21 protein-coding genes are annotated in these 23,656 nt (G+C 70.6%); 14 read left to right on the forward strand and 7 right to left on the reverse strand.

Features of this window, described 5'->3' with window-relative positions; genetic code table 11:
• Nucleotides 1-14: 14 nt before the first annotated feature.
• Entirely contained in the window at nucleotides 15-1,019 is a 1,005-nt protein-coding gene (locus tag ACK4TT_RS14915) for an LLM class flavin-dependent oxidoreductase (RefSeq protein WP_409641179.1), read from the forward strand.
• Here ACK4TT_RS14915 and ACK4TT_RS14920 read toward each other — a convergent pair.
• Entirely contained in the window at nucleotides 1,016-1,858 is an 843-nt protein-coding gene (locus ACK4TT_RS14920) for a class I SAM-dependent methyltransferase (RefSeq protein ID WP_410213319.1), read from the reverse strand. The two genes, ACK4TT_RS14915 and ACK4TT_RS14920, sit on opposite strands and share 4 nt — an antisense overlap.
• Nucleotides 1,859-1,904: 46 nt before the next feature.
• Entirely contained in the window at nucleotides 1,905-3,002 is a 1,098-nt protein-coding gene (locus tag ACK4TT_RS14925) for a PA0069 family radical SAM protein (RefSeq protein ID WP_410213320.1), read from the reverse strand.
• Between the two features lie 78 nt (nucleotides 3,003-3,080).
• Between ACK4TT_RS14925 and ACK4TT_RS14930 the strand changes: the two genes are divergently transcribed.
• On the forward strand, nucleotides 3,081-3,524 hold the full coding sequence (locus ACK4TT_RS14930) for a hypothetical protein (RefSeq protein ID WP_410213321.1): 444 nt from the start codon (nucleotides 3,081-3,083) through the stop codon (nucleotides 3,522-3,524).
• Between the two features lie 208 nt (nucleotides 3,525-3,732).
• On the opposite strand, the gene ACK4TT_RS14935 is transcribed toward ACK4TT_RS14930, so the two are convergent.
• Nucleotides 3,733-4,569, reverse strand: coding sequence for a uracil-DNA glycosylase (locus ACK4TT_RS14935; RefSeq protein WP_409641167.1), 837 nt, complete (start codon nucleotides 4,567-4,569; stop codon nucleotides 3,733-3,735).
• A gap of 145 nt (nucleotides 4,570-4,714) precedes the next feature.
• Between ACK4TT_RS14935 and ACK4TT_RS14940 the strand changes: the two genes are divergently transcribed.
• From ACK4TT_RS14940 to ACK4TT_RS14950, 3 genes are read left to right on the forward strand one after another with little or no spacing between them, the layout of a single operon-like run.
• Nucleotides 4,715-6,373: an electron transfer flavoprotein-ubiquinone oxidoreductase gene (locus tag ACK4TT_RS14940; protein WP_409641163.1), complete on the forward strand. Its 1,659-nt coding sequence runs from the start codon at nucleotides 4,715-4,717 to the stop codon at nucleotides 6,371-6,373.
• Between the two features lie 56 nt (nucleotides 6,374-6,429).
• Nucleotides 6,430-8,124 (forward strand): tetratricopeptide repeat protein, encoded by a 1,695-nt coding sequence (locus tag ACK4TT_RS14945; RefSeq protein ID WP_410213322.1) that lies wholly within the window; start codon nucleotides 6,430-6,432, stop codon nucleotides 8,122-8,124.
• A 4-nt stretch (nucleotides 8,125-8,128) separates the two neighbouring features.
• Entirely contained in the window at nucleotides 8,129-9,007 is an 879-nt protein-coding gene (locus tag ACK4TT_RS14950) for a 4-(cytidine 5'-diphospho)-2-C-methyl-D-erythritol kinase (protein ID WP_409641156.1), read from the forward strand.
• A 91-nt stretch (nucleotides 9,008-9,098) separates the two neighbouring features.
• Here ACK4TT_RS14950 and ACK4TT_RS14955 read toward each other — a convergent pair whose 3' ends face one another.
• Together ACK4TT_RS14955 and ACK4TT_RS14960 are read right to left on the reverse strand one after the other, a co-directional pair.
• The gene (locus ACK4TT_RS14955) at nucleotides 9,099-10,637 is read right to left on the reverse strand and encodes an ammonium transporter (RefSeq protein ID WP_410213323.1); all 1,539 of its coding nucleotides are present in this window, start codon (nucleotides 10,635-10,637) and stop codon (nucleotides 9,099-9,101) included.
• A gap of 25 nt (nucleotides 10,638-10,662) precedes the next feature.
• Nucleotides 10,663-11,001 carry a P-II family nitrogen regulator gene (locus tag ACK4TT_RS14960; RefSeq protein ID WP_111273997.1) on the reverse strand — a complete coding sequence of 113 codons (339 nt, stop codon included), beginning with the start codon at nucleotides 10,999-11,001 and terminating at the stop codon, nucleotides 10,663-10,665.
• A gap of 403 nt (nucleotides 11,002-11,404) precedes the next feature.
• On the opposite strand from ACK4TT_RS14960, the gene ACK4TT_RS14965 reads away from it, so the two are divergent.
• The 6 genes from ACK4TT_RS14965 (at nucleotide 11,405) to ACK4TT_RS14990 (ending at nucleotide 18,442) form a co-directional block, all read left to right on the forward strand.
• On the forward strand, nucleotides 11,405-12,016 hold the full coding sequence (locus tag ACK4TT_RS14965) for a fasciclin domain-containing protein (protein WP_410213324.1): 612 nt from the start codon (nucleotides 11,405-11,407) through the stop codon (nucleotides 12,014-12,016).
• Between the two features lie 61 nt (nucleotides 12,017-12,077).
• Nucleotides 12,078-12,473, forward strand: coding sequence for a hypothetical protein (locus tag ACK4TT_RS14970; RefSeq protein ID WP_409642547.1), 396 nt, complete (start codon nucleotides 12,078-12,080; stop codon nucleotides 12,471-12,473).
• Between the two features lie 99 nt (nucleotides 12,474-12,572).
• On the forward strand, nucleotides 12,573-13,457 hold the full coding sequence (locus tag ACK4TT_RS14975; protein ID WP_410213325.1) for a glycine--tRNA ligase subunit alpha: 885 nt from the start codon (nucleotides 12,573-12,575) through the stop codon (nucleotides 13,455-13,457).
• A gap of 2 nt (nucleotides 13,458-13,459) precedes the next feature.
• Nucleotides 13,460-15,460: a glycine--tRNA ligase subunit beta gene (glyS, locus tag ACK4TT_RS14980; protein WP_409642543.1), complete on the forward strand. Its 2,001-nt coding sequence runs from the start codon at nucleotides 13,460-13,462 to the stop codon at nucleotides 15,458-15,460.
• Nucleotides 15,461-15,502: 42 nt separating this feature from the next.
• Complete coding sequence (ppdK, locus tag ACK4TT_RS14985) at nucleotides 15,503-18,196, forward strand: pyruvate, phosphate dikinase (protein WP_409642541.1); 2,694 nt, start codon at nucleotides 15,503-15,505, stop codon at nucleotides 18,194-18,196.
• Between the two features lie 75 nt (nucleotides 18,197-18,271).
• Nucleotides 18,272-18,442, forward strand: a complete 171-nt coding sequence (locus tag ACK4TT_RS14990; protein WP_409642539.1) for a hypothetical protein — start codon at nucleotides 18,272-18,274, stop codon at nucleotides 18,440-18,442.
• A 96-nt stretch (nucleotides 18,443-18,538) separates the two neighbouring features.
• Here ACK4TT_RS14990 and ACK4TT_RS14995 read toward each other — a convergent pair whose 3' ends face one another.
• Both ACK4TT_RS14995 and ACK4TT_RS15000 read right to left on the reverse strand, forming a co-directional pair.
• Nucleotides 18,539-20,260 carry an N-acyl-D-amino-acid deacylase family protein gene (locus tag ACK4TT_RS14995; RefSeq protein WP_409642537.1) on the reverse strand — a complete coding sequence of 574 codons (1,722 nt, stop codon included), beginning with the start codon at nucleotides 20,258-20,260 and terminating at the stop codon, nucleotides 18,539-18,541.
• Nucleotides 20,261-20,292: 32 nt separating this feature from the next.
• Complete coding sequence (locus tag ACK4TT_RS15000) at nucleotides 20,293-21,405, reverse strand: beta-ketoacyl-ACP synthase III (RefSeq protein ID WP_410213326.1); 1,113 nt, start codon at nucleotides 21,403-21,405, stop codon at nucleotides 20,293-20,295.
• A 191-nt stretch (nucleotides 21,406-21,596) separates the two neighbouring features.
• Between ACK4TT_RS15000 and ACK4TT_RS15005 the strand changes: the two genes are divergently transcribed.
• The 3 genes from ACK4TT_RS15005 (at nucleotide 21,597) to ACK4TT_RS15015 (ending at nucleotide 23,542) form a co-directional block, all read left to right on the forward strand.
• Nucleotides 21,597-22,139: a porin family protein gene (locus ACK4TT_RS15005; RefSeq protein WP_409642533.1), complete on the forward strand. Its 543-nt coding sequence runs from the start codon at nucleotides 21,597-21,599 to the stop codon at nucleotides 22,137-22,139.
• A gap of 105 nt (nucleotides 22,140-22,244) precedes the next feature.
• A complete protein-coding gene (locus ACK4TT_RS15010; RefSeq protein WP_409642530.1) occupies nucleotides 22,245-22,634 on the forward strand; it encodes a hypothetical protein in 390 nt (129 codons plus the stop codon).
• Nucleotides 22,631-23,542 (forward strand): sterol desaturase family protein, encoded by a 912-nt coding sequence (locus ACK4TT_RS15015; protein WP_410213327.1) that lies wholly within the window; start codon nucleotides 22,631-22,633, stop codon nucleotides 23,540-23,542. Before ACK4TT_RS15010 ends, ACK4TT_RS15015 begins: the two co-directional genes overlap by 4 nt.
• The last annotated feature ends 114 nt before the right edge of the window (nucleotides 23,543-23,656 follow it).

Consider the following 23,656-nt stretch of genomic DNA (forward strand, 5'->3'; position numbering starts at 1 on the left):
CCCATATTGGCGGCATGGTTCCGCTCTCCGTCCTCGACCTGTCGCCCATCCTGGAAGGCTCGGACGCCGCCCAGTCGTTCCGCAACACGCTCGACCTCGCCCAGCACGCCGAGCGGCTGGGCTTCAAGCGCTACTGGCTGGCCGAGCACCACAACATGCCCGGCATCGCCTCGGCGGCCACGGCGGTGGTCATCGGCCATGTGGCGGCGGGCACTCGGTCGATCCGCGTGGGTGCGGGCGGGATCATGCTGCCCAACCACGCGCCCCTGGTGATCGCCGAGCAGTTCGGCACGCTGGAGAGCCTGTTCCCCGGCCGCATCGACCTGGGCGTCGGCCGGGCGCCGGGGACCGACCAACTGACCGCCCGGGCGCTGCGCCGGACCCTGGTGGGCGACGTGGACCGCTTCCCGCAGGACGTCATCGAGCTGATGGGCTACTTCCAGCCCGTGCAGCCGGGCCAACCGGTGCGCGCCGTGCCCGGCGCGGGCCTGGACGTGCCGTTGTGGATGCTGGGCTCCAGCACCTTCGGCGCGGAGCTGGCGGCGATCCTGGGGCTACCGTACGCCTTCGCCTCGCATTTCGCGCCCGCCCAACTGGAGCAGGCGATCCAGGTCTATCGGACCAATTTCCGGCCCTCGGAGCGGCTGGCGGAGCCGCACCTGATGCTGGCGCTCAACGTGGTGGCGGCCGAGACCGACGCCGAGGCCCGGCGGCTGTTCAGCTCGCTGCAGCAGGCGTTCCTGAACCTGCGCACCGGCCGGCCCACGCCGTTGCCGCCGCCGGTGGACGACATGGACCGGCGCCTCGCCGCCGCCGGCATCTCGCCCGCCGAACAGGGCGCGCTGGCCAAGGCCGTGGTCGGCGGGCCCGAGACGGTGCGCCGGGGCCTGGCGGAATTCGTCGAGACCTATCGCCCCGACGAGGTGATCGTCACGGCGCAGATCTACGACCACGCCGCCCGCATCCGCTCGTTCGAGCTCCTCGCCGAGGCGGCCAAGGCCCTGGCGGAAGCCGCCTAGGCCCGCGCCGTCGCCAGCCAGCAGGCGGCGGTGAAGCGGGCCTCGCCGTCCCTCACGAACGGATCGAAGGCGGCGCTGACGGCGCGGACGATCTCGGCGCGCTTCGCCTCGGGCAGCTCGCGCAGCGCCGCGCCGACGGGACCCATTCGGGTGACGTAGGTGCGAAGGTCGGCCTCGGGGACCGCGCTCTCGACGTCGAGAGGCTTCACCTCCACCGAAGTCCAACCGGCGGCCGCGAGGATGCGGCGCACCCGCTCGCCGTCGGCGAAGCCGAACTGGCCCGGCGCGTCGGGCTTCGGCGCGGGCGTCTGCGGCAGGTGGGGTGCGGCCGCGCGCATGGCGGCGGTCATGAACGGGTTCTCGGCCGGGCTGCGCCAGGCGACGAAGGCCAGCTTGCCGCCGGGCCTCGCCGCGCGCCGGAAGTTGGCGAAGGCCGCCTCGGGATCGTCGAAGAACATCACGCCAAAGCGCGACATCACGGCGTCGAAGTCCTCGGCCTCGAAAGGATAGGTCTGGGCGTCGGCCTGGACGAAGGCGGCGTTGGCCAGCCCCTCCGCGTCCGCCCGGGCGCGGGCGGCGGCGACCAGGGGCGCGGAGATGTCGGCGCCCAGGACGAAGCCGCGTGGCCCCAGCCGCCTCGCCATCATCAGCGTCGTGGCGCCGGCGCCGCAGCCGATGTCGAGCACCCGGCCGCCTTCGCCCGGGAAGGCCTCGTCCACCACGACGTCGGCGAAGGGCGCCAGCATCCGGTCGAGCAGGGCCTGGAGCTCGACCCAGGTCTTGCCGCTGGCCTCGTTCCACAGGGCAGCCTGGTCGCGGTTCGGGGCGGTCTCGGGCATGGTCGGGCTCTCGGACGCTGGATGGAAGAGAGGCGCAGCCTACCGCCTAGGGCGGCGGGGGAGGAACCTCCCCGAACAGGTCGATCTGGTCGCCGGTCTTAGGCGGGACGCGGAACTGGGTGACGTCGAGGTCGCCCCAGCGGCGTTCGAGGCCGTAGCGCTTCTGGGCGGCCTTGAAGCGGCGGCTCATCAGCTCGCCGATGGGGCCTTCGCCCCGCATCCGCTTGCCCCACTGGGCGTCGTAGTCCTTGCCGCCGCGCATCTGGCGCACCAGCGACATCACCCGCCGGGCGCGGTCGGGGTGGTCGGTCTCGAGCCATTCCCGGAACAGGTCCTTGATCTCCATGGGCAGGCGCAGCGCGACGTAGCCCGCGCCCGAAGCGCCGGCCTCGGCGGCGCGCTCCAGCACCGCCTCCATCTCGTGGTCGTTCAGGCCCGGTATGCAGGGGGCGAACATCACCGTCACCGGCACGCCGGCCTCGGCGAGACGCCGGATGGTCTCGATGCGCTTCTCGGGCGTGGCCGCGCGGGGCTCCATCGAGCGGGACAGCTTCCGGTCCAGGCTGGTCACCGAGATCGCCACGCGGACCAGGTCCCGCGCGGCCATGGGCGCCAGCAGGTCGAGGTCGCGCAGGATCAAGGCCGACTTGGTGATGACCGAGAACGGGTGGTTGAAGCGCGACAGCACCTCGATCACCTGGCGGGTGATGCGCCGGCGGCGCTCCTGCGGCTGGTAGGGATCGGTGTTGCCGCCGATGTGGATGAACTCGGGCCTGTAGCGCGGCTTCGACAGCTCGGCCTCCAGCAGGCGGGCCGCCTCGGGCTTGAAGAACAGCTTGGATTCGAAGTCGAGGCCGGGCGAAAGACCCATGTAGGCGTGGGCCGGGCGGGCGTAGCAGTAGATGCAGCCGTGCTCGCAGCCCCGGTAGGGGTTGATCGAGGCCGAGAAGCCGACGTCGGGGCTGTCGTTGTGGGTGATGATGACCTTGGCCTTCTCGGCCATGACCTCGGTCGACAGCTGCTGGGGCTCGGGATCGTCGAGGGTCCAGCCGTCGTCGAAGGCCTCCCGGACCTGCGATTCGTAGCGGCCGGTGGCGTTGGAGCGGGCGCCGCGCCCGCGGATCTGCTGGGTGAAGGTGACCACGGGGCGGTTGTAGCTCCGAAATGAGAACAAAACAAGAACCACATTGACGCCGCGCGGTTCCCCGGCGCTTGTCCGGCCATGCTCTCGGTGATCATCGACGCGCGCGGCGACGCGCAGAAGCTTCCGGCCCTGCTGGCCCAGCTCACGGCCGGCGCGGTCGAGGGGCTGGTCAAGGAGGTGTTCATCGTGGCCGAGCCGTCCGATCTGGTCACGGCGATCTGCGACGACACCGGCGCCGAGGACACCCCCAGCATGGAGGGGGCGATCGCCTGGACCAAGGGCGAGGTGCTGGCGGTCCTGCCCGCCGATCTGCGGCTGCGCGATGGCTGGGTCGAGGCGCTGGGCGGCTTCCTGGCCGGAGGCGGGCGGGGCGCGGTGATCGAGGGGCTGGAGCGGGGCGGCCTGTTCCGGGACGCACCCCGGGGCGTCCTAGTCGAGCGCGCCGCCGTCGTCGGCCTGAACGAGCCCGACCTGAAGCGCCTGCGCGCCAAGCTGGGTTTGCGGCCCCCCCGGGTCGGCTAGGTCGAGGCGCGCGTCGCGGTGCGGGCGCCCGAGGCCAGGGCGTCCAGCGAGCGGGTGGGGCCGTCACGGCCGCGCCGCCGGCGGCGAGCAGGAAGGCGGCGGCCCCGCGCAAACGCGCTTCGTCGGCGTCATGCGACCAACTCCCCCCGCGCCGGCCGATCTTCCGCGGCCCGAACGCGGATCGATTTCCTGGGATCAGGGCTGGACGCTAGGCGGGGCGTTCGGGGCGATCGAGCCTCTCGGTCAGCGTCAGGAGGTCGCTCCAGGCCCGCTTCTTGGCCCCGGGCTGGCGCAGGAGGAAGGCCGGATGCAGGGTCGGCATGGCTGGAAGCTCGACCGCGCCATCGCTCGACTTCCACTCGAACCAACGACCCCTAAGCGACAGGATTCCCTCGTCTTTCTTCAACATCGACTTGGCCGATGCGCCGCCCACCAGGAGCAGCATCTTCGGCCGGACGAGGGTGATCGCCCGTTCCAGGAACGGCGCGCAGATCATCTGTTCGTGAGGCGCCGGCGTGCGGTTGCCGGGCGGACGCCAGAAGACGGTGTTGGTGATCAGCACGCGGTCGGCCAGGCCCGCCGCCGCCAGCATCTTGTCCAGCAGCTTGCCCGCGCGCCCCACGAAGGGCAGGCCCTGCACGTCCTCCTCGGCCCCGGGGCCTTCGCCCACGACCATCAGGGGAGCTTCCAGGCTGCCCCGCCAGCAGACCGCCTTGGTGGCGGCGCCCTCGAATCGCAGGGGGCAGCCCTCGAACGCCGCGATGGCGGCGGCCAGCGCCTCCATGTCCTGGGCCTCGGCGGCCAGCGCCTGGGCCTGGGCGATGGCGGCGGAGACGTCGGGCTGGCCGCGCGCGACCGGTCCCGTTCCCGGTCCCGGGGCGAGGGCGGCGATGGGCCTAGCCGCCGGCGCCGGGGGCAGGATCCTGCCGGCCTCGATGCGGTCGAACGGCGCGTCCAGCAGCATGGCGTCCACGCCCCCGTCCGCCCAGAAGGCGAGCAGGCTTTCGAGCGCGGCGTCGTCCGGCAATTGACGGGCAGGCGTCATCGAGGCGCGCGAATCCTTGAATCGGCGGTTGGGTCGTGCTTGACCGCCGCTGGGTCACATTCCGATAAGACCCGCGACGGATCAACGGCGTGCGGCGAAAAGGCGAGGGGCCAGGGCGCGCGTCCGGACGAGGGAGCGGTAAGCGATGAGCGAAGGCGTCGAACGGGAATCGATGGAGTACGACGTCGTCATCGTGGGCGCGGGGCCTTCGGGCCTGGCCGCCGCGATCCGGCTGAAGCAGATCAACCCCGACCTGACGGTGGCCGTGCTGGAGAAGGGCTCGGAGGTCGGCGCCCACATCCTGTCAGGCGCGGTGATCGACCCCAAGGGCATCAGCGAACTCTTCCCCAACTGGAAGGAGCTGGGCGCGCCGCTGGAGACGCCGGTCACCAAGGACAAGTTCACGCTGCTGGGACCGCAAGGCAGCCTGGACCTGCCGATGTGGGCCATGCCGCCGTTCATGAACAACCACGGCAACTACATCGCCAGCCTGGGCAACGTGTGCCGCTGGCTCGCGCAGCAGGCCGAGGCCCTGGGCGTCGAGATCTATCCGGGCATGGCGGCCTCCGAGGCCGTGTTCGGCCCGAACGGCGAGGTGAAGGGCGTGGTGGCCGGGGTGTTCGGCATGACCAAGGACGGTCCGGGGCCGGACTACCAGCCGGGCGTGGAACTGCACGGAAAGTACGTCTTCATCGGAGAGGGCGTGCGCGGTTCGATCGCAAAGGTGCTGAAGGCCAAGTACGGCCTGAGCAAGGATTCCAATCCCGAGAAATACGGCATCGGCATCAAGGAGCTGTGGCAGGTCCCCGACGATGTGTTCCAGCCGGGCCTGGCGGTCCACACCACGGGCTGGCCGCTGGACGATCAGACCGGCGGCGGCAGCTTCATGTACCACTTCGGCGAGAACTACGTGGCCGTGGGCTACGTGGTGCACTTGAACTACAAGAACCCCTGGCTGTCGCCGTTCGACGAATTCCAGCGCTGGAAGCACCACCCGGAAGTCGCCAAGTACTTCGAGGGCGGCAAGCGCATCGCCTACGGCGCGCGGGCCATCAGCGAGGGCGGCCTGCAGTCGATCCCGCAGCTCTATTTCCCAGGCGGCGTCCTCCTGGGCGACAGCGCGGGCTTCGTGAACGTCCCGCGCATCAAGGGCAGCCACAACGCCATCAAGAGCGGCATGATGGCCGCCGAGGCCGCCGCCGCGGCCATCGCCGCCGGCCGCTCGGGCGACGAGCTCACCGAATACAAGAAGGCCTTCGACGCCTCGTGGGTGAAGAAGGAGCTGAACATCGTCCGCAACGCCAAGCCGATGCTGTCGAAGTTCGGCACCAAGATCGGCGGCGCGATCGGCATGTTCGACATGTGGACGGCCCACCTGACCGGCGGCTTCTCGTTCTTTGGCACGCTGAAGCACACCAAGGGCGACGCGGAATCGACGGGCCTGGCCAAGGACTACGAGCCCATCGTCTATCCGAAGCCGGACGGCGTGCTGTCGTTCGACAAGCTGTCCAGCGTCTTCCTGTCGAACACCAATCACGACGAGAGCCAGCCGGCGCACCTGAAGCTGCGCGACCCCTCGGTCCCGATCGCGGTGAACCTGCCCCGCTACGGCGAGCCAGCGCGGCTCTACTGCCCGGCGGGGGTGTACGAGGTGCTGTACGACGAGGCCGGCCAGAACCCGAAGTTCCAGATCAACTTCCAGAACTGCGTCCACTGCAAGACCTGCGACATCAAGGACCCGTCGCAGAACATCGACTGGACCACCCCCCAGGGCGGGGACGGGCCGAACTACCCGAATATGTAGGGCCGCGCCGGCGGCGCGCCCTTGCGGCGGGCCGCCCGAGCGCCCAAGCTCATCCGATGCGTCTTCGCCTTCTCGCCTTCGCCGCCCCGCTCGTCCTGCTCGGGGCCTGCGGCTCCGCGCCCAAGCCGGACCTGGAGGCCCGCGCGCCGCAGGCCGCCGCCGACACCCCGTACGGCATGTTCCTGGCGGGCTCGGCGGCGCTGAACCAGGGGCGCAGCGACGAGGCCGCGCGCTTCCTCGACATGGCCCGCCTGGGCAGCGGCGACGAAGCGCTGGTGACCGAGCGGGCGTTCACCGCCGCCCTGATGGCGGGCGACGTGGAGCGAGCCGCCGCCCTGGCTCCCGACGGCCCCGACGCCTCCGAGCCCGGCAAGCGCATGGGCCGGCTGGTGCAGGCGGTGGAGGCGCTGGCCGACGGCAAGGGCAAGCCGGCGCAGGCGCTGCTGGCCGGCGACGCCATCGGTTTCCCGCACAGGTCGGCCGCGGCCCTGCTCGCGCCTTGGGCGGCGGCGCAGGCCGGGGACGTGGAAGGCTCGCTGGTGCGCCCCCAGGTGCGCGGCGACACCCTGGTCGACTACTTCGGGCAATTGAACCAGGCCTACCTCTTCGAGCGCGCGCGGCGGTTCGACGAGGCCGAGACGGACTTCAAGGTGGTCACGGCAGGCGAGACCCCGACCGAGCTGGCCGTGCTGGCCTACGGCGGCTTCCTGGAACGGCGCGGGCGCCGGCCGGAGGCCGTGGCGCTCTACGAGGCGGGACTGCAGCGCAATCCGTCCGGCGTGGCGCTCCACGCGGCCCGGGCGCGGGCGGCGGGCGGCAAGGCCGCGCCGGCGCCGCCCACGGTGAAGGAAGGCGCGGCCCTGGCGCTGCTGGCGCCGGCCGCCACCATGATCGCCGCCAAGCAGGGGCAGATCGGCCTGGCCTACCTGCGGCTGGCGCTGCGCCTCGATCCGCAGCGCAACGACGCCTGGCTGATGGTCGGCGACTTCCTGCAGGCAGGCGGGGACGTCGAGGGCGCCCGGGCGGCCTACGCCCGGCCCAAGCCCGGCTCGCCCGAATTCCCCGCCGCCCAGGCCAAGCTGGCCTGGAGCCACCAGCTCGCTGGCGACAAGGCGAAGGCGGTGGAGCTGGCGCGGCGCGCCGCGGCCTCGGGCGATCCCGACGCCCGGCTGACGCTGGCCGATCTGCTGCGGGCCAATGAACAGTACGAGGAGGCGGTGCAGATTCTGGGCGGCCTGATCGGCGAGAGCCAGACACCGGACTGGCGGCTCTATTTCGCGCGCGGCTCGGCCCTGACCCAGATGGACCGCTGGGAGGACGCCGAACCCGACCTGCTGGCGGCGCTGAAGCTGCGGCCCGACGAGCCCGAACTGCTGAACTTCATCGGCTATTCCTGGATCGACCGGGGCGAGCGGCTGCAGGAAGCCATGGCGATGGTCGAGCGGGCGGTGGCCGCCAATCCGCGCTCGGGAGCGATGGTGGATTCCCTTGGTTGGGCCCACTATCGCCTGGGCGACTACAAGACGGCGATCGAGAAGCTCGAGCAGGCGGTCGAACTGGACGCCGGCGACCCCGAGATCAACAACCACCTGGGCGACGCCTACTGGATGGCGGGCCGCAAGGACGAGGCCGTGTTCCAGTGGCGGCGCGTGCTGACCCTCGATCCGGACGCCAAGATCCGGGCCGACGCCGAGAAGAAGCTGGCCTCGGGGCTTGGCCCGGAGGCGCCGAAGCTCGCCGAACAGAAGTAGGCCCGTGCCCTCCGTCCTGGCCCCGGCCAAGGTCAACCTGTTCCTGCACGTCGGCGCGCCCGAGGCGTCCGGCTACCATCCGCTCTGCAGCCTGATGGTCTTCGCCGACGCGGGCGACCGGGTGAGCGTGGGCCCGGCCGAGGCGCTGGGGCTGACGGTGGTCGGGCCGTTCGCCAGGGACCTGGCCGGCGAGGGTGACAACCTGGTGCTGCGCGCCGCCCGGGCGCTGATCGCCGAGGCGCGGCGGCCGGTCCCGCCGCTCGGCCTGGTGCTTGAGAAGGCCCTGCCGGTGGCGAGCGGCCTGGGCGGCGGCTCCAGCGATGCCGGAGCGGCTTTCCGGCTGCTGCGCGAGGCGCTGGACCTGCCGGTGACGGACACGCGCCTGGAGGAACTGGCCGCCGGCCTGGGGGCTGACGGCGCGGCCTGCCTGTGGGGGCGGCCGGTGATCGCGCAGGGCCGGGGAGAACGGCTGTCGCCGGCCCCGGCCATGCCCGTGCTGGACGCCGTGCTGGTCAATCCGGGCGTTCCGGTCTCGACGGCCGAGGTCTATCGCCGCTTCGACGCGGAGGCCGTCTTCGGGGACGTTGCGCCGCCGCCCGCGCCCGACGCCTTCGAGAGCGTCCAGGAGGCGGCGGCCTGGCTGTCGGGTCTGCGCAACGACCTGGAGGTCCCGGCCATCGCCACGGCGCCCGAGGTGGGGACGGTGCTGGAGACCCTGAGGAGCGAGGCGGAAAGCCTGCTGGCCCGGGTGTCGGGGTCGGGCGGGACCTGCTTCGCCCTGTGCGCCGGCGACCTGGAGGCCGAGAGCCTGGCCGGCCGCGTCGCGGCGATGGCGCCCGGCTGGTGGGTCCGCCGCTGCCGGCTCGGCGGTCCCTGGGACTGAGGCTCAAACGAAAAACGGGGGCTCCGAAGAGCCCCCGTTCTCACCCCCGTCGGGCCCGGCGAGCCGCCAGGCCCGAGCTCTCCCCCGAGGCTTAGGAGTGGTACGCGCGCTCGCCGTGCTCGACGATGTCGAGGCCTTCTTCCTCCGTGTCCGCCGAGACCCGCAGGCCGATGGTGAACTTGATGATGAAGAAGACGATGGCGCTCGCGACCGCCGACCAGCCGATCGCCACGATCACGGCCTTGAGCTGGGCCATGAACTGGGTGGCCATCACGTAGGTGGCCGCGTCGCAGGTCGAGATGTCGCCGTCGGCCGCGCAGGTCGTGTAGTCCACGATGCCGGCGCCGCCGAGGGCCGGGTCCACCAGGATGCCGGTGGCCAGGGCGCCCACGATGCCGCCGATGGCGTGGATGCCGAAGGCGTCCAGGCTGTCGTCGTACTTCAGCGCGTTCTTCACGGCCGAGCAGAAGATCACGCAGATCGGCGAGACGATCAGGCCCAGCACCAGCGAACCCACCGGACCTGCGAAGCCGGCCGCCGGCGTCACCGCCACGAGACCCGCCACGAGGCCCGAAGCCATGCCCAGCATCGAGGCCTTCTTGCGCGTGATCCACTCCGTCACCGTCCAGGAGAAACCCGCCGCGGCGGTGGCCAGGAAGGTGTTGAGCATGGCGAGCGCGGCGTAGCCGTTGGCTTCCAGGTTGGAGCCGGCGTTGAAGCCGAACCAGCCCACCCACAGGAGGCCGGCGCCGACCAGGGTCAGCGTCAGGGAGTGCGGCGGCATCGGCTCGCTGCGGTAGCCCTTGCGGGCGCCGAGCACCAGGGCGCCGACCAGGGCGGCCACGCCGGCGTTGATGTGCACCACGGTGCCGCCGGCGAAGTCGAGGGCGCCGAAGCCCCAGAGCAGGCCGGACTGGATCGGGGCCGTCGGGTTGGCGGCCACCGAGTCCGGGCCCGCCCACCACCAGACCATGTGGGCCATCGGGTAGTACGAGAGGATCGGCCACAGGACCGAGAACAGCACCACCGCGGCGAACTTCATGCGCTCGGCCACGCCGCCCAGGACGAGGGCGGCGGTGATGCAGGCGAAGGTCATCTGGAAGGCGATGAACGCCATCTCCGGGATCACCACGCCCGTGGAGAAGGTGCCCACGACGCTGGCCGGGGTCACGTCCTTCAGGAACAGCCGCCCGAAGCCGCCCACGAACTTGTCGAGGCCGCCGCCGTCGGTGAACGCCAGGCTGTAGCCCCACAGCGCCCAGGCGATCATGCCGATGACCGTCACGGTCGAGACCTGCATGAGCATGGACAGCATGTTCTTCTGGCGGACGAGGCCGCCGTAGAAGAGCGCCAGGCCGGGCAGGATCATCAGCAACACGAGCAGCGTCGAGAGCAGCATCCAGGTGGTGTCGCCCTTGTCGGGCACGGGCGCCGGGGCCTCCGCCGCCGGGGCGGCCTCCGCGGCCGCGGCGGGCGCCGCTTCCGGCGCGGGGGCCGGGGCGGCTTCGGCGGGCGCGGCGGCGGCAGGGGCCGGAGCCTCCTGGGCCAGCGCGGGCGCGGCCATCGGCGCCCCCGCGATCAGGGCGGCGAGCGCGAGCCCCGCCAGCCTGTTTGTTCCGAACAATTTCATTGTGTCTGTCCCCTTGTCCCGATGCCTAGAGCGCGGCCGCGCCGGTCTCGCCCGTCCGGATGCGCACGGCCTCCGAGACGTCGAGGACGAAGATCTTGCCGTCCCCGATCTTGCCGGTGGCCGCAGCGGCCTTGATGGCCTCGACCGCCTTGCCCGCGGCCGCGTCGTCCACGACCGCCTCGAGCTTCACCTTGGGCAGGAAGTTGATCTGGTATTCCGCGCCCCGGTAGATTTCGGTCTGCCCCTTCTGGCGGCCGTAGCCTTTGACTTCCGAGACCGTCAGACCCTCCACGCCGGCGGAGACGAGCGCTTCGCGCACGTCGTCCAGCTTGAAGGGTTTGACGATCGCCATGATGAGTTTCATCCGCTCGCTCCCGCTCCGGCCCTCGATGGGCGGGCCTACCCCTCTCGATGTACGGACCGCAGCCGGACAGCCTTTCGACCGGCCGCGGTTCGGCTCGAACGCTATGGCCTGGGTTGGCGGGGGAGGGCGGGCGAGGGCCGGGTGCGGACGAAGAACGGCTTCGGCGCCTGGATTTGGGGCGCCATCTCGTCGCGACGCCCGGTATTTGTGCAACTTGACGCCGCGGCAGGCCCCTGGCGGCTGGGCGATGGGCGCTATCGCTCGGATTTCCGCCGGAAATGCCGGCCGCCGCCCGTAAGGGGGTGACCGTCAGAAACTTGCCATCTAGGTGTGCGTAGTGACCGCTGACCCGCGCGGAGCCTCAGGATCTGCGCCGCATTCCAGTTAAGACGAGGATCTTCGTATGCATCTGAACCGACTGCTCGCCGCCGCCGCCGTTGTCGCGATCGTGGGTGCGCCGCAACTGGCGCTCGCCCAGGAGGCCGCCCCGGCCGCGCCCGCCCAGCCGGCGCAGGTGGCGCCCGCCGGCGACTTGGTGGACACCCTGAAGGCCTCGGGCCAGTTCACCACCTTCCTGCGGGGGATCGACTCCACGAACCTCACCTCGGTCCTGAAGACCTACAAGAACCTGACGGTGTTCGCGCCCACCGACGCGGCCTTCCAGTCCATGGGCGAGGCCGACCTCGCCAAGCTGATGAACGACAAGGCCGCGCTGCAGAAGCTGCTCACCCACCACATCATCAACGCCCCGGTGGACTCCTCGAAGATCAAGGGCGCCCGCGGCCCGGTGCCGTCGGTGGCCCAGGACCAGATCCTGCTGGACGGCAGCGAGGAGGGCGCGCTGAAGGCCGACGGGGCGACCATCGTCCAGGCTGACGTGCGCGCCACGAACGGCATCGTCCACGTGGTGGACAAGGTGCTGGTGGCCGGCGCGGGCGAGGCCCAGGCCGCCGCGACCGGCGAGAGCCAGCCGGGTTCGACCGCGGCGGGCAACGCCTCGGGAACCAACCCCTAGAAGTGGAGCTTAGGTGCGTCGGGGTGGGCGTTTCACGGGTTCTGGAACCAGGAGTGAGACGATGAACGTGAAACACCTCTTCGCCGCGGCGGCGGCCGCCGCCCTGATGGGCGGCGCGGCCTACGCCCAGCAGGACTCGACGTCGACCTCGTCGCTGGGCGCCACGCCGCCCGCCTCGGCCCAGCCGGAGACGGGTTCGACGACCAGCACCGCCACCGGAACGATGCCGGACGCGACCGCCGACTCCACGGCGGGCGCCACGTCCACGACCGGCGCGGACGTGACCGCGCCCACCGGCTCGGCCTCGGCGACCTCCGCGACCTCGTTCGCCGACGGCGCCAGCGTGACGACGACCATGGTCACCAACGGTCCGGTCCCGGACACTCCGGAGAACCGGGCCAAGTACGGCCAGCCCATGTCCAACGCCGGCAAGAAGACCGCCGCGCGGGGCAACTGAGGCCCTCGGAAAAACGCCCGTCTGGGCGCTTGAAGCGAAGGTCGGCGGGCCCTATGGTCCGCCGACTTTTTTTGCGCCTGCGAAGGCCCCTGATTTTCGATGCCTGAAGAGCCTCTTACGTTTCAGGGCCTGATCCTGAAATTGCATGACTATTGGAGCCGTCAGGGCTGCGCGATCCTGCAGCCCTACGACGTGGAGATCGGCGCGGGGACCCTGTCGCCCATGACCGTGCTCCGGACCCTTGGGCCCAAGCCCTGGAAGGTCGCCTACGTCCAGCCGTCGCGGCGCCCCGCCGACGGCCGCTATGGCGAGAACCCCAACCGGCTGCACCAGCATCACCAGTACCAGGTGATCCTGAAGCCGAACCCGCCGAACCTGCAGGAGTTGTACCTGGGGTCGCTGGAGGCCATCGGCATCGACCCGATGGTGCACGACATCCGCTTCGTCGAGGACGACTGGGAAAACCCGACGGTGGGCGCCTGGGGCCTCGGCTGGGAGGTCTGGTGCGACGGCATGGAGATCACCCAGTACACCTACTTCCAGCAGGTGGGCGGCCTGGACGTCTTCCCGGTGGCCGGCGAGCTGACCTACGGCCTGGAGCGGCTGAGCCTCTATCTCCAGAACAAGGAGAACGTGTACGACCTCGCGTTCAACGACGAGTTCTCGTACGGCGACATCTACCTGGTCAACGAGCAGCAGTTCTCGGCCTTCGAGCTGGAGGCCGCCGACGTGGCGGTGCTGAAGCGCCAGTTCGAGGACATGGAGCGTGAGGTCCCGCGCATCCTGGCCCACAAGGGCCGCCAGGGTCAGCCCCTGGCGCTGCCGGCCTACGACCATGTGCTGAAGGCCAGCCACCTGTTCAACATCATGGACGCCCGCGGCGCGATCGCCGTGGCCGAGCGGCAGAGCTACATCGGCCGCATCCGAGACCTCTGCAAGATGTGCGCGGAGGCCTGGGTCGAGAGCCAAGGGGCGGACGCCTAGCCATGCCCCAGCTCCTGCTCGAACTGTTCTCGGAAGAGATCCCCGCGCGCATGCAGGCCCAGGCCGCGCGCGACCTCGAACGCATGGCCCGCGAGCGGCTGGCCGAGGAAGGCCTGCTGCCCGAGGCGCTGACCACCTTCGCCGGCTCGCGCCGACTGACCCTGGTGGCCGAGGGGCTGCCGCCCGCCCAGCCCGACCGGCGCGAGGAGCGCAAGGGGCCCCGGGCCAACGCGCCCGACCAGGCCATCGAGGGTTTCCTGCGTTCCACCGGCCTGACGCGGGATCAGCTCGTCGAGCGCGACGGGGTCTATTTCGCCACCCTCGAAAAGCCCGGCCGGCCGACCGCCGAGATCGTGGCCGAGATGGTGGACGCCATCCTGCGCAATTTCCCCTGGCCGAAGTCGATGGTCTCGGGGACCAGCAAGCTGCGCTGGGTGCGGCCGCTGCGCCGCATCGTCTGCGTGTTCGACCGCCAGGTCGTGCCGTTCTCCGTCGAGGGGATCGAGAGCGGCGACCTCGTCGAGGGCCACCGCTTCATGAGCGACGGCCGCCCGTTCCCGGTGCGCGACTTCGACGACTACGCGGCGGGCCTTTCCAAGCGCCACGTCGTACTGTCGGCCGAGGAGCGGAAGGAGAAGATCCTGGACGCGGCGCGGACGCTCTGTTTCGCGCGCAACCTGGAGCTGGTCGAGGACGCCGGCCTGCTGGACGAGGTGTCGGGCCTGGTCGAATGGCCCGTGCCGGTGCTGGGCGACATGGACCCCGCCTTCCTGGACCTGCCGCCCGAGGTGATCCGCACCTCGATGCGCGTGCACCAGCGCTATTTCGCCGTTCGGGACCCCGCGACCGGCAAGCTCGCGCCCCACTTCCTGACGGTGGCCAACATCGCGGCCAAGGACGGCGGCGAGACCATCGCCAGGGGTAACGCCAAGGTGCTGTCGGCCCGCCTGTCGGACGCCCGGTTCTTCTGGACCGAGGACCGCAAGACCCGGCTGGAGGATCGGCTGGAGCGGCTGAAGGGCGTCACCTTCCACGCCAAGCTCGGGACCATGTACCAGCGGGTGGAGCGGATCGAGGCGCTGGCGGGCCAACTGGCCGAATTCGTCGGCGCCGACCAGGCCAAGGCCGTGCAGGCCGCGCGGCTGGCCAAGGCCGACCTGGTGTCGGGCGTGGTGGGCGAGTTCCCCGAACTGCAGGGGATCATGGGCGGCTACTACGCCCAGGCCGAGGGGCTGGACCCGCAGGTGGCCGACGCCATCCGCGACCACTATCGTCCGCAAGGCCCGTCCGACGCCGTGCCGGTGGAATCCGTGGCCGCCGCCGTCGCCCTGGCCGACAAGCTGGACACGCTCGTGTCGTTCTTCGCGATCGGTGAGAAGCCGACGGGGTCGCGCGATCCCTTCGCCCTGCGTCGCGCCGCCCTGGGCGTGATCCGCATCGTGCTGGAGAACGACATCCGGCTGCCGCTGAAGCGGTTCGTCTCGGACGAGGTGCTGGAGTTCTTCGCCGACCGCCTGGCGGTGCTGCTGCGCGAACAGGGCCAGCGGCACGACCTCGTCTCGGCGGTGTTCGCCCTGGGCGACGACGATCTGGTGCGAATTGTCGCACGGGTGCAGGCCCTGGCGGCGTTCCTGACCACGGACGACGGGGCGAACCTGCTGGCCGGCTACAAGCGGGCCGTGAACATCCTCAAGGCCGAGGAGAAGAAGGGCCCGCTCCCCGAGGGGGAACCGGCCCTCATGCCCGGCGCTCCGGCCGAGGAGACGGCGCTGATCGAGGCGCTGGCTTCGGTAGAGGCCAAGGTCGGCCCGGCGCTGGCCGCCGAGGACTTCGGAGGGGCCATGAGCGGGCTGTCCAGCCTGCGGGCGCCCGTCGACGCCTTCTTCGACAAGGTGCTAGTGAACGCCGATAATCCGGCGGAGCGCGAAAACCGGCTGCGGCTCCTGGCCAAGGTCCGCGACGCCATGGGCCGCGTGGCGGATTTCTCGCGGGTTACAGGTTGATTTGATCCCGGCCCGCGCCGGGATGAGCGGAGGTAGAGACGGATGGCCGATACGATGGTGAAGACGCGCTGGGTCTATGCCTTCGGCGGCGGCGGGGCGGACGGCGACGCCTCGATGAAGAACCTGCTGGGCGGCAAGGGCGCCAACCTGGCGGAGATGTCGGCCCTGGGCCTGCCCGTGCCTCCGGGCTTCACCATCACGACCGAGGCCTGCACCTACTACTACGCCAACGGCCGGAGCTACCCGGCCGAGCTCAAGGACCAGGTGGCCGAGGGGCTGAAGAAGGTCGAGGGCCTGACCGGCAAGGTGTTCGGCGATCCCGCCAACCCGCTGCTGGTCTCGGTGCGCTCGGGCGCCCGGGCCTCGATGCCCGGCATGATGGACACGGTCCTGAACCTGGGCCTCAACGACCAGACGGTGGACGGCCTGGCCAGGCTGTCGGGCGACCGGCGCTTCGCCTTCGACAGCTACCGCCGCTTCATCCAGATGTACTCGAACGTCGTGCTGGGCCTCGACCACCACATGTTCGAGGAGATCCTCGACGAGCATAAGGACCGCCTGGACGTCCACGTGGACACGGGCCTCTCCGCCGAGGACTGGGAAGCTGTCGTCGCCGACTACAAGAAGGCGGTCGAGGCCGAGCGCGGCGAGCCCTTCCCGCAGGACCCGCACGAGCAGCTCTGGGGCGCCGTGGGCGCGGTGTTCACGAGCTGGATGAACGACCGGGCCAAGTTCTATCGCCGCATGCACGACATCCCCGAGAGCTGGGGCACGGCGGTGAACGTCCAGTCGATGGTGTTCGGCAACATGGGCGATAGCAGCGCCACGGGCGTGGCCTTCACCCGCAACCCGTCCACGGGCGAGAACAGGCTGTACGGCGAGTTCCTGATCAACGCCCAGGGCGAGGACGTGGTGGCCGGCATCCGCACGCCCCAGCCCCTGACCAAGGCCGCCCGCGAGGAGATGGGCGACGTGTCGCCCTCGATGGAAGAGGCGCTGCCCGAGGTCTTCACCCAGTTCAAGGCGGTCGTGGAGAAGCTCGAAAAGCACTACCGCGACATGCAGGACATCGAGTTCACGGTGGAGAAGGGCCGTCTGTACATGCTGCAGACGCGCAACGGGAAGCGGACCGCCAAGGCCGCCCTGAAGGTCGCCGTGGACCTGGCCACGGAAGGCCTGATCACCAAGGAAGAGGCGGTGATGCGGGTCGAGCCCGCCAGCCTCGACCAGCTCCTGCACCCGACCATCGACCCGGGCTCGCCGCGCGACGTGATCGCCACCGGCCTGCCGGCCTCACCCGGGGCGGCCACCGGCAAGGTGGTGTTCACCGCCGAGGAAGCCGAGAAGCTGGGGTCGGCCGGCGAGGCCGTGATCCTGATGCGGGAGGAGACCAGCCCCGAGGACATCCGGGGCATGGACGCCGCGCGCGGCATCGTCACCGCCCGGGGCGGCATGACCAGCCACGCCGCCGTGGTGGCGCGCGGCATGGGCCGCCCTTGCGTCTCCGGCGCTGGCGAGCTGCGCATCGACCAGAAGGCCGGCGAGTTCCACGCCCGCGGCCGCACTTTCAAGGCCTATGACGTCATCACCATCGACGGCTCGACCGGCGAGGTGCTGGCGGGTGCGGTGAAGATGATCGAGCCCGAGCTGTCGGGCGACTTCGCGGCCCTGATGGGCTGGGCCGACCAGGTCCGTCGCCTGAAGGTCCGGGCCAACGCCGAGACGGCGTTGGACGCCGGCGCGGCGCGCCAGTTCGGCGCCGAGGGCATCGGCCTGTGCCGCACCGAGCACATGTTCTTCGATCCGGCCCGGATCGCCGCCGTGCGCGAGATGATCCTGGCCGACGACGAGGCGGGCCGCCGCGCGGCGCTGGCCAAGATCCTGCCGATGCAGCGCGCCGACTTCGTCGAGCTGTTCAAGATCATGGAGGGCCTGCCGGTCACCATCCGGCTGCTGGACCCGCCGCTGCACGAGTTCCTGCCCCACACCGAGGAGGACGTGGCCTCGGTCGCCGAGGCCACCGGTCTCGACGCGAAGAAGCTGCTGCGCCGGGCCCAGGAGCTGCACGAGGTGAACCCGATGCTGGGCCACCGCGGCTGCCGCCTGGGCGTGGCCTATCCCGAGATCTACGAGATGCAGGTCCGGGCCATCATCGAGGCCGCCCTCGACGTGGAAACCTCGGGCCGCCCCGCGCCGATCGTCGAGATCATGCATCCCCTGGTCGCCAAGGGCGAGGAGATGAAGTTCCTGCGGGAACTCACCGACCGCACCGTCAAGACGGTGTTCGGTGAGCGGGGCCGCGAGATCGACTACAAGGTCGGGGCCATGATCGAGCTGCCGCGCGCGGCGATCCGGGCCGGGGACCTCGCCGAGACCGCCGAGTTCTTCTCGTTCGGCACCAACGACCTGACCCAGACCACCTTCGGCATCAGCCGGGACGATTCCGGCCGCTTCCTGGGCCACTACATCGACCGGGGCATCTTCGAGAAGGACCCCTTCGTCAGCCTCGACCAGGACGGCGTGGGCGACCTGATCCGCATCGCCACCGAGCGCGGCCGGGCCGTCCGTCCGGACGTGAAGCTCGGCATCTGCGGCGAGCACGGCGGCGACCCCGCCTCGATCCAGTTCTGCGAGAAGGCGGGCCTGGACTACGTGAGCTGCTCGCCCTACCGCGTGCCGATCGCCCGTCTCGCGGCCGCCCAGGCCGCCATCGGCGAACGCGAGAAAGACCGCTAGGGGCCCTTCTTCGGCCGCACGAAATGGGTAGTGCGGCCGTCGAAACGCCAACCGCGAGCCGCTAAGGCTCGCTCCATGCGGAGCCATTCAGGTGGAGTTTCGACCCTGAAGCCCGTCGCCCGGGTCTACCCGGCGACGCCCCGGGCGCGTGCGCCCCGGTTCCGGCCCGTCCTCTTCATCATCGCGGCCTCGGCGGCGCTCTGGGGCCTGATCGGCGCCGGGGTCTGGGCCCTGCTGGCCGGCTAGAGCGGGAGCTGGCGGACGATCCGCGCGTTCGTCCCGGCGCGGCGGCGAAGGCCGCCGAGATCAGCACGCCCTCCCGCGCCACAAGGCCCGCCCGGGTCACCAGCTCCAGTCGGACGCGCTCGCCCGGCAGCCGCCGTCGGGCCAGCCCGTCCAGCCCCGGCCCCGGACCACGCGGCCGGGACGCGCGCTGGTGGCCTCGCCGTCCGCGAGCGCGAGCTGGCCGTTGACGACGACGTGGCTGACGCCGGTGGCGAACTGCTGAGGCGCCTCGTAGGTGGCGTGGTCCTGGACCGTGGCGGGGTCGAACACCACCACGTCGGCGAAGAAGCCGGGCTTCAGCAGGCCCCGCTCGCGAAGGCCCAGGTTGTGGGCCGGCTGGGCCGAGAGCTTGCGCACCGCCTCGGCCAGGGACATCCGCTGCGCGTCGCGGGCGTATTTCCCGAGTACGCGGACGAAGTTGCCGTAGGCGCGCGGGTGGGTGGAGGAGAGCAGGAACGGTCCCTCGGGCGCCTGGCCCTCGGCGTCGGAGCCGAAGCTCATCCAGGGCAGGGCGGTCTGGCGGGCGACGTTCTCCTCGCTCATCAGGAAGTAGACCACCTGCACGCGGCTGCCGTCCTCGATGACGAGGTCGATGGCGGCGTCCTCGGGGCTGACGCCGCGCGCCTTGGCCACCTCGGCCAGGGTCTTGCCGGTCAGCGGCTTGAGCCTGGGGTTCTTGAAGCCGACCAGCAGGGTCCCTTCCGCGCCCGCGTGGCGCATCAGGTTCTCGAAGCCGGCCTTGTCCTGGCGCATCTCGGCCAGCACCTTGGCGCGGGTGGCCGGGTCCTTCAGGCGGCCGATCCAGGCCTCCACGCCGCCCGCCTGGACCCAGGTCGGCATGGCCGCGTCGAGCCCCGTGGAGCCGGCGGTGTAGGTGTACATGTCGGCGGTGATCCGCTGGCCGCGGGCGCGCGCCGCCTCGATGCGGGCGATGGCGGCGTCCAGCTTGTCCCAGTTGCCCCGGCCGGCGGCCTTCAGGTGGTAGATCTCGGCCGGCGCGCCGGAACGGCGGGAGATCTCGATCAACTCGTCGATGGCCTCGATCAGCCGGTCGCCCTCGGAGCGTATGTGGCTGATGTAGAAGCCGCCGCAGCGGCCGGCCTCGGTGGCCAGGGCGGCGATCTCGTCGGTCTCGGCGTAGTTCCCCGGCGCATAGATGAGCGACGTGCCGACGCCCATGGCGCCGTCCTCCATGGCCTTCACGACGATGGCCCGCATGGCGGCGAGTTGCTCGGGAGTGGGGTCGACGTCGCCTTCGCCCAGGACGTTCACCCGCACGGTGGCCGCGCCGACGAACGAGGCGACGTTCTGCGAGACGCCCCTGGCTTCGAGGTGGCGCAGGTACTCGTCCAGGGTGGTCCAGGCGATCGGATACCTGATGTCGCCCTGGCGGCGCGTCTCGTCGGCCTTCATCCGCGGCGTCAGCGGGCCCATGGACGTGCCTTCGCCCATGACCTCCAACGTCACGCCCTGCTTCAGCTCCGAAAGGCCCCGGCCGTCCTGGATCAGGCTCTCGGTGGACCAGGACAGCATGTTGATGAAGCCGGGCGAGACCGCCTTGCCTGCCGCGTTCACGGTGACCCTGGCGACGCCCGGCGCCTTGGGCCCCACATAGACGATGCGGTCGCCGGCGATGGCCACGTCGCCCTTGAACGGCGCTCCGCCCGAGCCGTCGTAGATCTCTCCGTCGTCGATCAGCAGGTCGTAGGCCGGCGGCGCGGCGGCCCCCGACATGACGACGGTCAGCGCCAGGCCGGCGGTGGCGAACAGTCTGCGCATGGACGACTCCCCTCAGCAGGGAGAGCCTAGCCTCACCGCTTGCGGACGAACACCGTGCCGGCGGAATAGCCCGCGCCGAACGAGCAGATCAGGCCCGTCTCGCCCGCCTGGAAGTCGTCGTTGGCCTTGTGGAAGGCGATGATCGAGCCGGCCGAGGAGGTGTTGGCGTACTCGTCCAGGATGATGACGTTCTCGCCCGGCGCCGGATCTCGGCCCAGCACCTTGCGGCCGATCATCTCGTTCATGTTGATGTTGGCCTGATGGAGCCACAGGCGCTTGAGCGTCGTGGGGTCGAGGGCCAGCTCGCGGGCGTGGTCGACGATCATTTCCGAGACCATCGGCACCACCTCGCGGAACACCTTGCGGCCCTCCTGCACGAACAGCTTGTCGGGCTGGCCGATCCCCTCAGGCGCGCAGCGGTTCAGGAAGCCGAAGTTGTTGCGGATGTTGTTCGAGAACTGGGTCTTGAGCCGCGTCCCCAGGATGTCCCAGCCATCCGTAGCCGTCTCGGCCTGCTCGACGATCACGGCGGTGGCCACGTCGCCGAAGATGAAATGGCTGTCGCGGTCGCGGAAGTTCAGGTGGCCCGAGCAGATTTCCGGATTGACCATCAGCACGGCGCGCGCCCCGCCGGCCACGAAGTCGGCGGCGGTCTTGATGCCGAAGGTGGCCGAGGAACAGGCCACGTTCATGTCGAAGGCGAAGCCCTCGATCCCCAGGGCCTGCTGCACCTCGATGGCCATGGCCGGATAGGCCCGCTGCATGTTCGAGGCGGCGCAGATGACCGCGTCGATCTCCGAGACCGTCTTGCCCCAGCGGGCGATGGCGTCCCTGGCCGCCTCGACGGCGATCTCGGCCAGGACCGAGATCTGGTCGTTCGGGCGCTCGGGGATGTGGGGGACCATGCGGTCGGGATCGACCAGGCCGGTCTTGTCCACAACGAAGCGCGACTTGATGCCCGAGGCCTTCTCGATGAACTCGACCGAGGAGGGGGCCAGCGCCTGGACCTCGCCGCGCTCGATGGCTTCGGCGTTGGCGGCGTTGAAGCGCTCGACGTAGGCGTTGAAGGTCTCGACCAGCTCGGCGTTCGAGAGGCTGAACGGCGGCGTGTAGAGCCCGGTGGCTGCGATCACGGCGTCGTTCATGGCGGTCTCCGGCGATTCGAACGGGCGTTCTTAGCATGCGTGACGCCGGCGTCAGCGGGCATTGTGGCCGCAGGGCCACACGTGGAGGGCGAACACCCCTTCGCCACAGAACCGGCGGGTGCGCGCCGCGTTTGACGCCGATCCCGAACCGGCTCGGGGGAGCTGCTGTTCAGTTGCTTGGAGTAAAAAACATGAAAGCTCTCTTCGCCGCGGCTTCGGTCGCCGCTCTCGTGTGTGTGGTCCCGGCTGTCTCGCAGGCTCAACCCTTGGCTCAGTCGATCACCAACGGACGGGCCTATGGCTCGCTCGGCTACGCCCAGACGGACGGGAGCGGCGTGGACCTGGGCTCCATCCAGGGCCGCCTGGGCTACCGCTTCAACAACTGGGTCGGCGTGGAAGGCGAGGGCGCCTTCGGCGTGAAGGACGACGACGTCACCATCGCCGGGACCGACGTCAATGTGGACCTGAAGCACCAGTTCGCCGGCTATGTGGTGGGCTTCGCGCCGGTGGGCGCGAACACCGACCTGATCGCCCGCTTCGGCTACGGCACGACCAAGATCAAGGGCTCGGCGGGCGGCATTTCCGCATCGGACGACGGCGAGTCCTGGAACTACGGCCTGGGCGCCCAGCATCACTTCGACGGCGTGAACGGCGTCCGCATCGACTGGACCCGCCACGACTTCGACGGCGGCAACGCCGACGTCTGGTCGGTGGCCTACACGCGTAAGTTCTAGATCCCCGGCGAAGCCCTCCCCGACGGAACGGGGAGGGCTTTTCCTTGACCGCCGCGCCGCGCCCGCCCACGCTCCCGGCCAAAGAGCACGGGAGGCGAAGGGTCGGTGAGCCAGGGGTTCTTCATTCAGCTTGCGGCGTCGGGGGCGGCCATCGCCCTGCTGATCGCGCTCGCCGCCTGGGCCAAGATCGCCCGGCCGGTCGATCCCCTGAACGAGGCCAGGGCCCGCGCCCTGCTGGCCGAGGAGTTTCCCGGCCGGACGCTGGACGCGGTGTGGGTCGCCCAGGACGGGGCGGGCGCGCTGGCCAAGTCGGGCGCCCTGGCGCTCGTGGTCTGCCGCCTGGGCGATGGCTTCGTGGCCCGCCAGATCCCCTGGGCCCAGGCCCTCCAGGCCAGCTTCCGCGACGGCCGGCTCAGCGTGGACCTGGCCGACGTGGCCGCGCCGCGCGCGGTGATCGCCCTGCCGGCCTGGCCGCCGAAGGAGCTGGCGGCGTGAAGACCTTCGATCCCGTCACGCTCGCGACCCCGCTGTTCATCCTGACGATCATCCTGGAGATCGTCTTCAGCCGCCTGGGCAGGCTGAAGGCCGAGTATGAGGCGAAGGACACCGCCGTCTCGCTCGGCATGGGCCTGGGCTCCACCGTGGCCGGCGTGCTGTTCGGCGGCGTGATCGGGGCCACGACGCTGTGGGTCCACCAGTACCGCCTGTTCGACATCCCCATGACCGCGGTCTGGGCCTGGGTGGCGATCTTCCTCCTGGAGGACCTGACCTACTACTGGTTCCACCGGATCGCGCACGAGCGGCGGTTCTGGTGGGCCAGCCACGTCAACCACCACACCAGCCAGCACTACAACCTCTCGACGGCGCTGCGGCAGACCTGGACCGGCGGCCTCGCGGGCACCTGGCTGCTCTGGCTGCCGCTGTCGTTCCTGGGCTTCCCGCCGGCGATGATCGCCATCCAGAAGGGGATAAGCCTCGTCTACCAGTACTGGATCCACACCGAGGCGATCGGGCGGATGCCGCGCTGGTTCGAGGCGGTGTTCAACACGCCCTCGCATCACCGGGTGCACCACGCCCGCAACCCGCGCTACCTCGACAGGAACTACGCCGGCATCCTGATCGTCTGGGACCGGCTGTTCGGCACCTTCCAGCCCGAGCTGGACGAGGAGCCGTGCCGCTACGGCGTGGTGAAGAACCTCGGCACCTTCAACATCCTGCGGGTGGCCTTCCACGAGTGGATCGCCATGGCCCAGGACGTCATCCGCCAACCCCGCCACGCGCTGGGCTGGATGTTCGGCCCGCCCGGCTGGAGCCCGGACGGCAGCCGGCAGACCAGCCACGACCTGAAGGCCGAATGGGAGGTCCGGCGGAAGGCCCCGACCGACCTCGACCGCGCGGCCTAGGGTCTGGACCCATAAGCGGGATTCCGGACTTGGCCGAACAGTGCTTCAAGCTCTCAGAGGAGAGCGGGAATGACGGAATTCTGGCTGAGCGACGAGCAGTTCTCGCGGCTGAAG

The organism is Phenylobacterium sp. (assembly GCF_046463815.1).
Taxonomy (GTDB): domain Bacteria; phylum Pseudomonadota; class Alphaproteobacteria; order Caulobacterales; family Caulobacteraceae; genus Phenylobacterium.

Coding starts and splice junctions, on each gene's coding strand:
- ACK4TT_RS14960 (WP_111273997.1), bottom strand. CDS start 11,001: ATGAAACTCATCATGGCGATCGTCAAACCCTTCAAGCTGGACGACGTG.
- ACK4TT_RS15005 (WP_409642533.1), top strand. CDS start 21,597: ATGAAAGCTCTCTTCGCCGCGGCTTCGGTCGCCGCTCTCGTGTGTGTG.
- ACK4TT_RS14955 (WP_410213323.1), bottom strand. CDS start 10,637: ATGAAATTGTTCGGAACAAACAGGCTGGCGGGGCTCGCGCTCGCCGCC.
- ACK4TT_RS14975 (WP_410213325.1), top strand. CDS start 12,573: ATGCCTGAAGAGCCTCTTACGTTTCAGGGCCTGATCCTGAAATTGCAT.
- ACK4TT_RS14915 (WP_409641179.1), top strand. CDS start 15: ATGGTTCCGCTCTCCGTCCTCGACCTGTCGCCCATCCTGGAAGGCTCG.
- ACK4TT_RS14930 (WP_410213321.1), top strand. CDS start 3,081: ATGCTCTCGGTGATCATCGACGCGCGCGGCGACGCGCAGAAGCTTCCG.
- ppdK (WP_409642541.1), top strand. CDS start 15,503: ATGGCCGATACGATGGTGAAGACGCGCTGGGTCTATGCCTTCGGCGGC.
- ACK4TT_RS15000 (WP_410213326.1), bottom strand. CDS start 21,405: ATGAACGACGCCGTGATCGCAGCCACCGGGCTCTACACGCCGCCGTTC.
- ACK4TT_RS14990 (WP_409642539.1), top strand. CDS start 18,272: ATGCGGAGCCATTCAGGTGGAGTTTCGACCCTGAAGCCCGTCGCCCGG.
- glyS (WP_409642543.1), top strand. CDS start 13,460: ATGCCCCAGCTCCTGCTCGAACTGTTCTCGGAAGAGATCCCCGCGCGC.
- ACK4TT_RS14920 (WP_410213319.1), bottom strand. CDS start 1,858: ATGCCCGAGACCGCCCCGAACCGCGACCAGGCTGCCCTGTGGAACGAG.
- ACK4TT_RS14970 (WP_409642547.1), top strand. CDS start 12,078: ATGAACGTGAAACACCTCTTCGCCGCGGCGGCGGCCGCCGCCCTGATG.
- ACK4TT_RS14935 (WP_409641167.1), bottom strand. CDS start 4,569: ATGACGCCTGCCCGTCAATTGCCGGACGACGCCGCGCTCGAAAGCCTG.
- ACK4TT_RS14995 (WP_409642537.1), bottom strand. CDS start 20,260: ATGCGCAGACTGTTCGCCACCGCCGGCCTGGCGCTGACCGTCGTCATG.
- ACK4TT_RS14940 (WP_409641163.1), top strand. CDS start 4,715: ATGAGCGAAGGCGTCGAACGGGAATCGATGGAGTACGACGTCGTCATC.
- ACK4TT_RS14965 (WP_410213324.1), top strand. CDS start 11,405: ATGCATCTGAACCGACTGCTCGCCGCCGCCGCCGTTGTCGCGATCGTG.
- ACK4TT_RS14945 (WP_410213322.1), top strand. CDS start 6,430: ATGCGTCTTCGCCTTCTCGCCTTCGCCGCCCCGCTCGTCCTGCTCGGG.